Here is a 13,403-nt window from a genome sequence, read left to right as displayed (position 1 = left end):
GAGGCTTATGAGTCGTACCGCAGATCTCAGCTGCGGCACGGTAGCTTCCGACTTCGCGGTAAGCAGAAATGATGTCCATTCGGTCCCTCGCGGTTTTCAATGAAACTCCCAGGCGGTGATGGTGATCGGTTGGCACCTTCACCGTCACCGTCTGGGCCTTCCATTCCAGGTTCGACACGACGAACACAAGGCGGGGACTTTCATCTGGCCACCACCGGGGACCTCGACCTGGCCACCAGTGGGGACTTTCTCATGGCCATTCACAGCGCAAGGTGAAAGTAGTTGCCTCGATGCTCCTTCTCGCACGCGCAGCGTTCAGTACCGAGCTGCGAACTTGGTACCCGGCCCGCTGAGCGGGTATCAGCCGCGAAGCCTGGCGAGCGCGAGAAGTCTGGCTGAGACTCTGGGAGCGACGGCGACTCGCTGTACCGTCGGTCAGGACAAGCTTTCACTTTCGTCCCTGCCGGAGACGCCTGCCACCGACGCTCGGCCACATATTCACGGCCTCGGCCCGCAATCCGAGGCTCAGACCACCCCCACCGGACCTGGCAGGTCCTCGGTAACCGATCCAGTCAGTTGTAGCCTCGGCCTTTCGTGCGTCCAGCAGAACAGGAGGGTTGTTATTGGTTCTTGTGTTCGTAAGCTCGTCGTCGCTTGCCGGTGTGAGTCCGGTCCGGGTAGCTGCCAGGTGGCCCGGTAGCAGACTGGCGGCCTCGTCTGGAAACGGGTGGGGTCGGAGCCCAGTGTCGAAAGCCCTGTGAGGGGGAGCGAGGATGCGGTCCGCAGCATGAAGCGAAGCCTGCGGCGTCGTTAGAGGTCTCTGCCCGTTGGGTGGGGTGAAGAGAGAGTCGAGCCGCCGAAATCACGGTGAAGGCCTATGGAAGGCACTGAAGACCTGGATGTGCAGGTGCTGAGGAACTCTCCGGCGTATGGGGCGTGGAACGTATCGATAGTGGCGGCGGGAACTGGAGAGGCCCTCCCCGGCCCGGTCATCTGCGAGGTGCTCGTTGCGGTGACGTGGTGGGCATGGTGGTCGGAAGCGGTGGCGCTCTATAACCAGTGATCCTGGGAAGTGAGTGGCCGGTCGGGAGGGAGTCGGAGGCGGCTGTAGTACCGATTGAGCCTGCGGGACAACATAACCCGGGGTGAGGGAAGGGCCGCTACGTGTGTCGATGCGTGGTGATGTGAAGGAGGTGCCCGGTGAGTGCCACGAGTGTGGCTAGTCCCGCCGCTGGCGGTGTTGTGCCGTCTGATTCGGTGCGTGCCTTGCAGCACACGCTGTACCGGGCAGCCAAGGCTGATTCTGGTAGGCGATTTCACTCGTTGGGGGACAAGATCATGCGCAGTGATGTTCTTCGGCGGGCGTGGGTTCAGGTGCACCGTAATCAGGGTGCATCTGGTGTTGACCGCATCACTGTGGACCAGGTCAACGAGTACGGGGTGACCCGGCTACTCGATGAGCTGGCCACCGAACTGCGGGAAGGACGTTATCGTCCGCTACCGGCGCGTCGGGTGTGGATTCCGAAACCGGGAACGAGCGAGCAGCGTCCGTTGTCGATTCCCGCGGTTCGTGACCGTATCGTGCAGGCTGCGACCAAGATCGTGCTCGAGCCGATCTTCGAGGCAGACATGTGCGACTGCTCGTTCGGGTTCCGGCCCAAGAGGTCGGCCCATGACGGGCTGCAGGTCCTCGTCGATGAAGCATGGCGAGGGCGACGGTGGGTGGTGGAGACGGATATCGCGAATTGTTTCGAGGCGATTCCGCATGACCGGTTGATGCAGGTGATCGAGGAACGGGTCTGTGACCAGTCGGTGCTCAAGCTCCTGCGCGTGATGCTCCGTGCCGGGGTGATGACTGATGGCGTGGTGCGCAGACAGGTGACCGGAACGCCGCAGGGCGGTGTCCTTTCTCCGATGCTGGCCAATGTGTATCTGCACCAGGTTGATCGGGTGTGGGACATGCGTCGGTACGGGGTGCTGGTCCGCTACGCCGACGATGTGGTGGTCATGTGCCGGTCTCGGCAACAGGCCGAGGATGCCCTCGCGTATCTGCGGGTTGTGCTTGCCGAGCTCGGTGTGACGCCCAAGGCCAGCAAGACCAGGATCGTGCATCTCGTCGAAGGCGGTGAGGGTTTGGATTTCCTGGGCTTTCACCATCGGTGGGTGCGCAGTCAGCGACGTTCGGTCACCAAAGGTATTACGTTCCTTGCTCGGTGGCCCTCGGACAAGGCGATGGCACATGCCCGGGAGGTGATCCGTGGTGTGACGGTTCGGTCTCGGATGTTGTTGCCGGTGAGCGCGATTGTGGAATCGGTGAACCGATTCCTGCGTGGGTGGGCGGGATATTTCCGTTTTGGGAACTCCTCCGCCCGGTTCGCCACGATCAGGGATTATGCGTTGATGCGGTTGGCAGGTGTGATCGCCAAGCGGCATAAACGTAGCCGAGGTTATGGGCGGTCGGTGGTGTTCTATTCCTCCGACAACCAACTCGGCCTGATCAGCCTTGAGGGAATCATATATGCGCCCAGGCCATTCCGTGCCTGGCAGAAGAAACCGAATGCTGGTGGTGAACGGCCTCGGTGAGCCGTGTGCGGGAGAACCGCACGCACGGTTCGACGGGCGGGGACTGGAAACGGAGCACCTTGATCACGGACGTGAAGAAGAACAACCAGAGGGGAAACCCTCGGGTTCACGTGGCTTCACGACCTACCATCAAGCATTGCCACCGCGCCAGTCCCCGACCCTACACGCTGATTCCGTGTCGCAAATGAAGATTGGTGCTCTGACCTGGGATAATTCGACTTGCGAAGGTCCGAATTTCTCATGGTCGAGGAGCACCAATCTGGTGAGCAAGTCTACGTCGCCCTACCCGTGGTTGTCTGCAGATGGCTCCGGAACCGGGGTGGTGTCGCACGCCGGGGCGACGGTCCTGCTGCGGTGCGCCGAGAAAACCGGTCTGATCAGCGGATTGTCGACGGTGTTGGCGCCGTGGCGCAGGCCGCTGGCCACTCACGATCCGGGCAAGATCCTGCTCGACCTCGCCATCTCGGTCGCCCTGGGCGGCGATTGTTTGGCTGATATCAACCAGGTGTGTGCCGATCCGGCGGTGTTCGGGCCGGTCGCCTCAGATCCGACGGTGTCGCGGCTGATCTCCACGCTGGCCGCCGATGCACCTGCAGCCTTGTCGGCGATCAACATCGCGCGGGCGGCCGCTCGTGCGCAGTGCTGGCAGCGCGCGGGTGACAGCGCGCCGAATCACGACCGTGATGCGGCATCCGTTGATCATCGATCTCGACGCCACCTTGGTGACCGCACACTCCGACAAAGAGCAGGCGACGCCAAACTGGAAGAAGGGCTTCGGGTTTCACCCGCTGTGCGCATTCGTCGATCACCAAGCCGCCGGCACCGGTGAACCACTTGCAATCCAGCTACGGCCCGGCAACGCCGGGTCGAACACCGCCGCCGATCACATCACCGTCGTCGAGCAGGCCCTGGCCCAAGTACCCGGCATCGATGGTTATCGGGTCGGGAAAGCCGTGTTGATCCGTACCGATTCGGCCGGCGGCACCCACGACTTCCTCGACTATCTGACCAGACGGCGGCTGGCCTACTCGGTCGGATTCGGACTCACCGAGGCCATCGCCGAGATCGTCGACCGACTACTACCCGAGGCGTGGACCCCGGCCTACGACGCCGACGGGGTCGAACGTGACGGGGCGTGGGTCGTGGAACTGACGGGCATGCCGGACCTTTCGGGCTGGCCCGAGGGCATGCGGGTGATCGTGCGGAAAGAGAAACCGCATCCGGGGGCGCAGTTGCGGTTCACCGACTCCGACGGGATGCGGCTGACCGCGTTCGCTACCAACACACCCCGCGGCCAGCTGGCCGAGCTCGAACTGCGCCATCGCCGGCGTGCGCGTTGCGAGGACCGCATCCGCACCGCCAAAGACTGCGGATTGACGAACCTTCCCCTGCACGGGTTCGATCAGAACCGTATCTGGTGTGCCATCATCGCGTTGGCGTGTGAGTTGATCGCCTGGACCCAGATACTCGCCTTCGACACCACCCCCGCCCGACAGTGGGAACCCAAAGGCTACGACTACAAGTCTTTTCGATCGCTGCCCGACTCACTCGCCACGCCAGGCGGGCCCGACTCAAACTCGCCGCCACCGCACCCCACCTCCAGTTGCTGCTCGACGGGATCGCCCGACTCGCAGCACTTCCCAACCCCGGCTGATCCTCCGGCCAGCCTGACCCACGACTGAAAGGACAACGCACTTCGGGGCCGTGAACCCCGACGCCCACCGACGCTCGGCCACACACTCACGGCCTCGGTCCGGAATCCGGTCCTCAGACCAACCACCCGGACCAACTCACGCGGCGAGCGTCACCCCGCGAAACATCGAGGGTAGAGCCAGTTCCTTCTTGCGAATGATCAGCTCAGTGTTGGCGCTGTTCGGCAAGTCGGCGCGAAATATATTTCCGAACTCACTCAGAACTCTCGTCGATCTTTACCTTCGCGAAACGAGAGTGGAACCATTTCGCGGCTTGGCGACCCGAGACTTGGCCGGTGACTCATGATCTTCCCGTTGCATCGGACATGCCCGAATCCAGCACGAAGACCCCATGGTACAAATCCATGTTCACGTGGCTGCTGGTCGCCATCGTGGCGGGCATCGTGATAGGTGCCTTGTGGCCATCGTTGGGTGCTGACCTCAAACCGATCGCTGATGGCTTCATCAAGCTGATCAAGATGCTGATCGCGCCGATCATCTTCTGCACCGTCGTCCTGGGCATCGCCCACGTCGGCGATCTGAAATCCGTGGGCCGCATCGGAGTCAAGGCGCTCATCTATTTCGAGGTGGTCACCACTTTCGCGCTTGTCTTCGGACTGGCCGTGGGCAATATCGTCAAGCCAGGCGCAGGGTTCAACATCGACCCACAGACTCTGGCCACCGGGGCCGAAGCCATCGCAGACAAGACCGACAACGGCGAACTGCCTCATACAGTCGACTTTCTCCTCAACATCATCCCGACTTCGGTCATCTCGGCGTTCGCAGAGAACGAGCTGCTGCAGGTGCTCTTCTTCGCCGTGCTGTTCGGTCTTGGTTTGGCCAAAGCGGGGGAGAAGGGGCCGCCGATCATTCTCGAGGTCATCGATCAACTCAGCCATGTCTTGTTCACCGTCATCGGCTGGATCATGAAGCTCGCCCCGCTCGGGGCGCTGGGCGCAATGGCTTACATCGTCGGTGAGTACGGGATCTCCTCATTGGCCAGCTACGGCAAACTGATCGCCTGCTGCTACCTGGCTGCCGTCTTGTTCATCCTGGTGCTTGCGGCGATCGTGCGCGTCTTCGCCGGAGTCAACTTGTGGCGGTTCGTCGTCTACATCAAGGACGAGCTGTTCATCGCGCTCGGAACGGCCTCCACCGAAGTGGTGCTTCCGCGCATCATGACGAAACTGTCGTACGCCGGATGCTCACGTACAACCACCGGCCTGGTCGTCCCCACCGGGTACTCCTTCAACCTCGACGGCGCCACTCTGTATCTGTCGATCTGCGTCCTGTTTCTTGCCCAAGCGCTCGGTGTCGACCTGAGTTTCGGCGAGCAGATCACCGCTGTTCTGGTGCTCATGCTGACGTCGAAGGGCATGGCCGGTGTGCCTGGGTCATCGTTTCTTGCGCTCTCGGCAACGGTGTCGGCGATCGGCCATGGGAGCATTCCCGTCGCCGCCGTGGCGCTCCTGCTGGGCGCCGACCGGCTGATGGACTCCATGCGCGTCTCAGTCAACCTTCTGGGCAACTGTGTCGCCACGTTCGTCGTCGCCAACTGGGAGGGACAACTCGACAAAGACCGAATGCGTATGGTGCTCAGCGGCAAACCCGTACCTCTGGTCGGTGACACCGATCCACTCACCGGACGACCTGAGATCGCCGCCGAACAGATGGGCTTGGCTGTTCAGACGCAGACCGGCGATCCCGACAAACCCTGATCGGGTGGGCCCGTTCGGTGGCACACCCCGATCCGTCCTGTTCTCGACCCGGAGTTCGAGGCCTGGGCGCCAGCGCAACATTTCGGACGTGCCTGGCTTCATCGCCGCTACCGTCTCAACTGCTCGACAATGAGTCGGCCCATGTTCGACGACCCGAGCGGTGTCGGATGCCGGACCTGGGTAGGCCACCGTGGGCTGTTGCCCTCGAACCAGCTGCGGTTGCCGGAGCAGGCGTCGTGTCCGGCGGCGGGGCCGGCGATGTCGACATAACGTGCTCCGAACGTGTCGGCGGATTCCCGTAGAACGCGGTTGAACCGGGTGAAGAACGTCTGGACGAATCCGGCGTCGGCGGGCGAGATGTTGGCTTGGGGGTTGCAGCCCACGGAGCCGTAATACCCACCGTGGCCGACGACGACAACGGTCGCGTCGGGTGAGCGACGCTCCACTTCTGCGACCACCGCATCGATTTTCGGCGGAAGTGTGGAGAAAGCCGCGTTGATCGCCGCAGACACCGATCCGCTGTCGCGACAACGGGTGTCGCGGCCCGGGATCTGCGAAAAGCATGACGAGATCAGCTCCCACCAGCCGATGTCGTTACCGCCGATGGACAAAGTGACGAGTTGGGTACTGCGCGAGAGAGCGTCTACCTGCGGCGGGATGTAGCGCCAGAGCACACGTTTACCGTGCAGCAGTTCAGTCGAGGTGATACCGGTGCATGCGACGGACCGGTAGGTCACCCCGAGTGCGGCGGCAACCTTGCCGGGATAGGCGTCGCGAGTGCGGCCGCAGTTGTCGTCGTACAGCACCGACGTCCAGGTGGGAGCGGTCGCGCGGGAATCGCCGAGTGCGACGTAGTACGGCCCTGAGTCGGCCGACGCGAAAGGCGCACCGACGCCGGTGGCGGCGAGCAGTACGGCGAGGGTGACGACGACGATTCGACGCAGCAGCCGCAGCGATGGACGACGGATCTCTGGGGTGCGCACGCACAACTATCGTTGAGTTCTCGCCGAGCGTGACGCCCCGGACGAGGATTCATCAATTCGGACCAGTCCGCAGGGTACGGAGCGGATCGTGGCCGATGCCGTCGCCCGTGCGGAGAATCGCTTTCGAACGCCGGAAAGTTGTGATCCGCGGACACAGATATCGTCGAATTCGGCCGTTCCGTTACGGCATTTGTCGCATCGTCCGCAATATGGCACAAACGGATCACCACTGCATTCACCCGAAGATATGAATCCGCCCTCTGATCGGTGACCCGTCTTGTGCGCCTGGATATCGAGTGCTTCGATCAGCGCATACATCGTCGAGGCGGTTTCCTCACGAGCGCGATCTTGGGGTATCGCACTCGGTTTCGGCGACTGCTGTTCCAATCGTGTTCCGGTGTCCACTCGTGCAGTAAGAAAGTCGAGCGATGACCTTCCCCGACAATTCCGCTCCGTATCCGACCCTGCCGACTGCGCCCGATTCTGCGGGCGCCAAACGCAACAAGACCTTGATCCTGGGAGCCGTCGTCGCGGTGCTGGCCTTGGTTGTGGCCAGCATCGTCGTGCTGACGGTGAAGTCCGACGGGAATCCGTTGACTCCAGCGCTGCGGCTGCTGGGTATCGGTGACACCCAGCAGGATCCGTTCACGCCATCGGTCGCGCTCACCAACCGCGCACTTCCCGAAGGTATCCAGCTCGCCTCCACCCGAGGCGCGCAGGACCGGGGAGTGCGCGTGGTCAACGGGACGGAGCAGGGATTGTACGGCGCTGGAGGCACTGCGAGTTGCGACGTGGCAGCGTTGGGCAACTCGCTGGCCAATGACCCGTCGTCGGCGCGTGCGTGGGCGAGTGTGTTCGGCATCAATCCGAGCGACATTCCCTACTACCTGAATACGTTGACGCCGGTGGTGTTGACTGCCGACACCTGGGTCACCAATCACACCTACCACGGCGGCAGCGCGAACGCGTTCCAGTCGGTGCTGCAGGCCGGCACACCCGTCCTGGTCGACGGCGCCGGCGTGCCCCGGGCGGTCTGCAGCTGCGGCAACCCTCTCGCGCCGCCGGCAGCGACACCGGTCGGTGGTTATCGCGTCGCCGGTACCACCTGGCCCGGCTACCAGACGAACCGTGTCGTGCGGGTGGCCTACCACACCGAGAACGTCACGGTCGTGAACAACACGACAGTCGTTGCGCCCGCGCCGAATCCGGCGGCGAGCTTGGCTGCGGCCGCGCTGTCGCTGATCAACGTCGACAACGCGCAGCTGTTCACCCGGCAGGTCGGCAATGTCCTCGACCTCGATGGGGTGCCGCCGTTGACGGCTCCGTTGCCCACCCCGGCGGACCTGAACGTCCCGTTCGCCGCCGGCAGTGACGAGGAAGCCGAGCGCAACGGCCTCGCCGGCGCCGGCAGCACCCAGGCCGCCGCAGCGGTCGAAGAACGTGCGGCTGCCGACGGTGACAACCCGCAGATGAGCAGTGCCACCGGAGAATCTGCGCCCGCTGTCGCGACGAGGAGATCGACCTCAGAGGGGACCTCCGCAGCGGCACCGTCCGAGCGTCCGCGTCCCACCGCGTTCACCGGGTCCGGTGGGCAGGTCGGCAGCCTCAGCTTCGACGACGGCGGCACGACCGTCACCTGCACTGTCCCGATCGAACCGAGCACCGACGCATCGCTGACGTTGCGGTGCAGCGATTCCGTCGACCGCGGCGTGTACGCCTTGTCGCTGTTGAGCGCCGCCGTCCGCTCGGCTACCGATTCCGACGGAGTGTGGAGCATTTCGCTGACGCCGGTCGGTCGGACCGCAGCCGACGTGGATGTCGCCAGCGCAGTGTGGCGAGAGTTGCCCGAGACCACCACGTCGACAACCAGTCCGACCCCGGCTGAGACCACCACCGAGACGACCGCGCCGGAGGTGACCGAGACTCCCACGGTCGAGACCACCACACCGGAAGTCGAGACCTCCACAGCGGAGCCGACCGTCGAAGCGACCACCGAGGAGACGACCACCGAGGAGACGACGACCACGACACCGCCGGTCTCATGATGGGTGTCGACACTTGCGTGGCGGAGCAACGATCAGTGAAATCGTCGAGTAGGTAACGGCCGATGCCGCGCACCGATGGCTCAGACACCGATGGCTCAGATACTCCACTGCACGGTCACAGCCTGGATCTCGACTGGATGACGTGGCGGTCGGGCACCCAAAGCGCGACCGCGCGACACACGACGCCCACGGTCGGTGTCGACGACTCTCCGGATGCTGCCCCGACCGCCGCCACGATCGTGGTCGATGACCCAACTACCCGCCATGCCGCGACGACACGATCTTCCTCAGCACCGACCATCGAGCCGCCAGGGTTCGCCCCGACAACCATTATCCCGACAACCGTTTCGGCGCGGCCGACTCTGCCGCCACCGTCACGACAGCTCGGCGAGGGGTCGCATTCGGCAGGCCTGTCGTCGGGCGTGCTGATGGTCATCGGCGCACTGAGCACCATCGCGGTGCTCGCGGTCGGCGTGGCAGCCTGGGGGCTTGCGTCCGGTGCTTTCCGGGGATGGGGACTGCCGGACGCGGCGAACACGGCTGGGGACAACTCGTCGTCGACGACTGTATCTGCTTGTGCTACATCACCGTCGATGACTCCCACCGGTGTGGCGATGACGTCGGCCGGCTTGGCGGTCACAGTGGCGGTGACCGCGTCGTGCTCCAGTGGCGACGTCCTGTCGAACTCGGAGACCCAGATAGTCGTGTCGTCGCCGTCGCTGGTGTTGGCGTCGGGAGTCTTCGATCTGTCGTCGAACCCGATTGCCATACCTGCGGGATCGACCGGCCGGCAGGTCAGCATGATCTACCCGACGGGAAGTTTCTTCGGGTTGCCGGGACTCGTTGCCGGCACCGGCGTGTCGGGCATGTCTGTCAGCGTTCACGATGTGGGAAGCCCCAGTGCACAACAACTTCCGGCGGAATCGACCCCAGCCTCGGTGGTGTCGTCGCGCACGTACCTGCCACCCGGCACCGACATCGGTCAGACGGTCGCCCAGTCGCTGCGTGCACAGGCTGAGTCGGATCGGTCAGAGATACTGTCCTCCAGCAACAATCAGTGGGTCGCTCAGCTGAGTTCCAAGCAACCCGGCCTCGTCGCCGACGGGAAGACGTGGACGAATGAGGATATCCTCGACGAGTTCGCGTCGTTCTATCAACGTTTCTCGGGTACGCGGTTGCTGTGGAGCGACGAGTGGCCGGTGTTCAGCGCATCAGGGTGGTGGGTAACCATCACCTCGCGGACATTCCCATCCCCGCAGGATGCCGTATCATGGTGTGCGCAGCAGGGTTTCGATCGCGACCACTGTCTCGGAAAGCTGATCAGCACGACCGCTGAGCCGGCGGGAACAACGGCTTACCTCCCGTGACCACCCACCGCCTCCGTCGACCAACCCGTACAACCAGAAAGGAATCCGATGACCGCAGCCGCGCCATCAACCGGAATCGTCGCCGGTGAGATCATCCGATACCAGGGACAGTTCACGCCGCATTTCATCCTCACTCACATCAAGTCGACGGTCACGATCACCGACCGCCGAGTCATCGTGCATCATCCGCACCTGTTGTTCGGATTCATTCGACACGGCTACATCCAGCACGAGGCTCCGCTCCGGCATGTCAGCCAGATCTCGACCGGCAACGCCACATCGACCCGGCGCATCGTGTACGGGGTGGCCGCGCTGTTCGTTGCGCTGTGGGCATTGGCCGCCGGTGGGGCCTACAGCCCTGCGCTCGGCGTTCTTGTGGGACTGCTCTTCCTGGGTATTGCCGTCGTCATGTTCCTGACCGCCAACACCACGGGGATCTTCTTTCACAGTACGGGCGGAGGCCGTCTCACGGCCGCCGGAGCCAGATCCGAGCTGCCTGAAATCCAACGGGCCGCCAATGAGATCGGCCAGATCTTGTTCAGCTGATGACTGATCGCGTCGGGTGGTCCCGCCGACGCGCGAGCAGATGACGCGAAACGTATCGCCCACGGTTACGTTCGCCGTCATCTGCGAGTTGGATTGTGGGTGAGCCCGCGATGTTCGATCGATCGACGGATGGTCTGGCCTGTGTCAGGTCTCTACAATGCGTCACAGAACGAGGTCGATCATCGGCGCCGCCGAGCTGAGGGAGTGCTCATGACTGAGGTTCCGGATGCGGGACACCACACGCCCGATGCGAACGCCTTCGTCGCCTTGTTGGAGACGATCAGCAACGACGCGCTGGCGGACGAGTGGATCGGTCTCTACGCGCCCGATGCGACGGTGGAGTGGATCGTCGACGGATCGGTCGCGCGGTATCACGGCATCGACGAGATCGGGCCCGCGGTCGAGGAACTCACCACGTTATGGCGTGCACTACACCTACGTGTGCGTACCACCGTTGCCTGCAGCGACGCGACGACCGTCGCGCTGACCTACACCGGCGGATTCGACGGCAAGGTCAATCAGCGGGGAGCCGAGATCTGGACGTTCCGCGATCAGCGCGTCGTTCGACACCAGATGTTCGCCTATCTCAATGTGTTGCCTGAAGATTCGTTCCTCGGGCGGCTCCGTGTCGCTGCGATGTCGCCCCGTGTTGCCTTCACGGTTCTCACGCAGCGGACGATCTCGTCGTGACCAGCCGCCTCCGGTACACGCTGGGCCGCCACAGCAACGTCGAGGTACAACCCACTCGAAAGGGATCACATGGCACCGACTCGCGACCGGATGGGCCGCGATCAGTTGCACTACGCGGCGCTCGACGGTGATGTTGTACGGGTGGCAGAGCTGCTGGATGCCGGAACCGATCCCGACGTCCGTGACATCGCGGGCTGGGCTCCGCTGCATTTCGCCGCCCAGGACAACCGTTTGGATGCTGCGCAGACGATGCTCCGGGCGGGCGCTGACGTCAATGCGCGAAACGAGCACGGCAACGTTCCGCTGTGGATCGCCGTCATGAAGGGCGCTCGACGCGGAGACGATCATCTGCCGATGATCGAGCTACTGAAGACGTCGGGTACCGACCTCCACGCGCGCAACAATTCAGGAACCTCCATTCTGCGCATGCTCGGCAATGTGGCGTGGTGTAACGGCAGCATCATGTCGTTGTTTGCCGCAGATCTGTCAGCGCAACAAGGGAATTGAAGCAACAAGGGGACTGAACCCACCATTTCCTCTTGCCTGACGGATCCTGGATCGTGCGCAGATCGGACTCCGTCGACCGACTGATCTCTGATTAACACGTACCTTGAATGCGTAATTTGCGGTCGTTATTAGCCCATAGCCCAGCGATCATCAGATTCGACACACTTTCCCGCGGCTGCGAGGACGACGTCCTCAACGCCCCAACCGAATCGGAGTGGGGACCCCTTCGATGCGGGACTCTCGCTGCGGTCGGTCGAGAAACGGCTCGGGGAGATCCTGCCGGAGGCGCCAGTCACGATCACCGACGACAACCTGGGCCGGCGTGTGCTTGCCGCGATCGAGGCTGAAGAGGTCGACCCCCCGCCCTGGCGCGACGTCGACGAGACCTGGTGTCAACTGCTGCAGACCGACGACCCGCGCCCCGCACCGTCGGGCCCGACCGACTGTGTCGGCTGCGGACGACCCTTCACCTCAGCACTGCCCGCCGAGTCCCACCGCGGCAACGTCGTGGTTGACGACGATCCGGCGTCTGCGGACGGGGCCACGCTCGCCGGCAAGCACGTCGTGATCACGGGTGCGACCAGCGGAATCGGAAGATCCGGCGCACGTCGGCTGTCATCCGAAGGTGCGCGCCTGACTCTGACCGGAACCCGAACCGAGCGTCTCGACGCACTCAAGGCCGAGATCTCGGAGGCCACCGTTGTCGCCAACGACGCGTCGTCACGTGTGGCGGGAGCCGAACTGGTGAGTGCTGTCGACGGCGGAATCGACGGACTGTGGCTCAATGCCGGCCGCGCAACGATAGGTCCTGTGGACGCTCTGGACGCCGACGACTTCGCTCGCACTGGTCGCAGTCAATCTGCGCGGGCCCTTCCTGCAACTCGCCGCTCTTGCACCAAGCTCAACCGGGGGCGGCTGTGCCGGTCACATCATCGACGTCCGCTCACGAAGCGGCGGCAGGCACATCGCTCTATGCCGCAACGAAAGCCGCCATCACCGCTGCCGCACAGTGCTGGGCGGCTGAACTCGCCCCGCGGTCCGTACGCGTCAACGCACTGGTATCCGGTGCCACCGACACACGCTTCCGCGACTTCATGACCACCGACGCACGCACCACGTTCGAACACGCCGTCCTCGCCGACGTTCCACTCAGCCGCGCAGCAACCCCCGACGAAGTCGCCTCGCTCGCCGTCTTCCTGCTCTCCGACGACGCGAGCTACATCACCGGGAGCCAACACGTCGTCGACGGTGGACTGCTTCGCGGCTGAACGTC

The 13,403-nt window shown here is 63.6% G+C and carries 11 protein-coding genes and 2 pseudogenes; 11 read left to right on the top strand and 2 right to left on the bottom strand.

Features of this window, described 5'->3' with window-relative positions; translation table 11 throughout:
• Nucleotides 1-877: 877 nt before the first annotated feature.
• The 4 genes and pseudogenes from QSJ19_RS24420 to dctA all read left to right on the top strand — a co-directional run bounded on the left by QSJ19_RS24420 (nucleotide 878) and on the right by dctA (nucleotide 5,992).
• Entirely contained in the window at nucleotides 878-1,063 is a 186-nt protein-coding gene (locus tag QSJ19_RS24420; protein ID WP_286323640.1) for a hypothetical protein, read from the top strand.
• A gap of 137 nt (nucleotides 1,064-1,200) precedes the next feature.
• Nucleotides 1,201-2,583 carry a group II intron reverse transcriptase/maturase gene (gene ltrA / locus QSJ19_RS24415; protein ID WP_286323639.1) on the top strand — a complete coding sequence of 461 codons (1,383 nt, stop codon included), beginning with the start codon at nucleotides 1,201-1,203 and terminating at the stop codon, nucleotides 2,581-2,583.
• Nucleotides 2,584-2,845: 262 nt separating this feature from the next.
• A pseudogene (locus tag QSJ19_RS24410) lies at nucleotides 2,846-4,237 on the top strand (IS1380 family transposase).
• Between the two features lie 363 nt (nucleotides 4,238-4,600).
• Nucleotides 4,601-5,992, top strand: a complete 1,392-nt coding sequence (gene dctA / locus QSJ19_RS24405; protein WP_286323642.1) for a C4-dicarboxylate transporter DctA — start codon at nucleotides 4,601-4,603, stop codon at nucleotides 5,990-5,992.
• A gap of 107 nt (nucleotides 5,993-6,099) precedes the next feature.
• On the opposite strand, the gene QSJ19_RS24400 is transcribed toward dctA, so the two are convergent.
• Nucleotides 6,100-6,975, bottom strand: coding sequence for an SGNH/GDSL hydrolase family protein (locus QSJ19_RS24400; protein WP_286323638.1), 876 nt, complete (start codon nucleotides 6,973-6,975; stop codon nucleotides 6,100-6,102).
• Nucleotides 6,976-7,403: 428 nt separating this feature from the next.
• On the opposite strand from QSJ19_RS24400, the gene QSJ19_RS24395 reads away from it, so the two are divergent.
• Nucleotides 7,404-9,020: a DUF6777 domain-containing protein gene (locus QSJ19_RS24395; protein ID WP_286323637.1), complete on the top strand. Its 1,617-nt coding sequence runs from the start codon at nucleotides 7,404-7,406 to the stop codon at nucleotides 9,018-9,020.
• A gap of 115 nt (nucleotides 9,021-9,135) precedes the next feature.
• Here the strand turns inward: QSJ19_RS24395 and QSJ19_RS24390 are convergent, their stop codons facing one another.
• A complete protein-coding gene (locus QSJ19_RS24390; protein ID WP_286323636.1) occupies nucleotides 9,136-9,456 on the bottom strand; it encodes a hypothetical protein in 321 nt (106 codons plus the stop codon).
• A gap of 157 nt (nucleotides 9,457-9,613) precedes the next feature.
• Between QSJ19_RS24390 and QSJ19_RS24385 the strand changes: the two genes are divergently transcribed.
• The 6 genes and pseudogenes from QSJ19_RS24385 to QSJ19_RS24365 all read left to right on the top strand — a co-directional run bounded on the left by QSJ19_RS24385 (nucleotide 9,614) and on the right by QSJ19_RS24365 (nucleotide 13,398).
• The gene (locus QSJ19_RS24385) at nucleotides 9,614-10,387 is read left to right on the top strand and encodes a hypothetical protein (protein WP_286323635.1); all 774 of its coding nucleotides are present in this window, start codon (nucleotides 9,614-9,616) and stop codon (nucleotides 10,385-10,387) included.
• A 48-nt stretch (nucleotides 10,388-10,435) separates the two neighbouring features.
• The gene (locus QSJ19_RS24380) at nucleotides 10,436-10,933 is read left to right on the top strand and encodes a hypothetical protein (protein ID WP_286323634.1); all 498 of its coding nucleotides are present in this window, start codon (nucleotides 10,436-10,438) and stop codon (nucleotides 10,931-10,933) included.
• A gap of 210 nt (nucleotides 10,934-11,143) precedes the next feature.
• Nucleotides 11,144-11,623, top strand: coding sequence for a nuclear transport factor 2 family protein (locus QSJ19_RS24375; RefSeq protein ID WP_286323633.1), 480 nt, complete (start codon nucleotides 11,144-11,146; stop codon nucleotides 11,621-11,623).
• A 90-nt stretch (nucleotides 11,624-11,713) separates the two neighbouring features.
• Complete coding sequence (locus QSJ19_RS24370; RefSeq protein ID WP_286323632.1) at nucleotides 11,714-12,130, top strand: ankyrin repeat domain-containing protein; 417 nt, start codon at nucleotides 11,714-11,716, stop codon at nucleotides 12,128-12,130.
• A gap of 324 nt (nucleotides 12,131-12,454) precedes the next feature.
• A pseudogene (locus QSJ19_RS26885) lies at nucleotides 12,455-12,964 on the top strand (SDR family NAD(P)-dependent oxidoreductase); the annotation flags it as partial.
• Nucleotides 12,907-13,398, top strand: coding sequence for an SDR family NAD(P)-dependent oxidoreductase (locus QSJ19_RS24365; protein ID WP_286323631.1), 492 nt, complete (start codon nucleotides 12,907-12,909; stop codon nucleotides 13,396-13,398). The pseudogene QSJ19_RS26885 and the gene QSJ19_RS24365, both read left to right, overlap by 58 nt.
• Nucleotides 13,399-13,403: the final 5 nt, after the last annotated feature.

Source organism: Gordonia sp. ABSL11-1 (genome assembly GCF_030315685.1).
GTDB lineage: Bacteria > Actinomycetota > Actinomycetes > Mycobacteriales > Mycobacteriaceae > Gordonia.
This window is presented reverse-complemented; position numbering and strand designations above follow the sequence as displayed.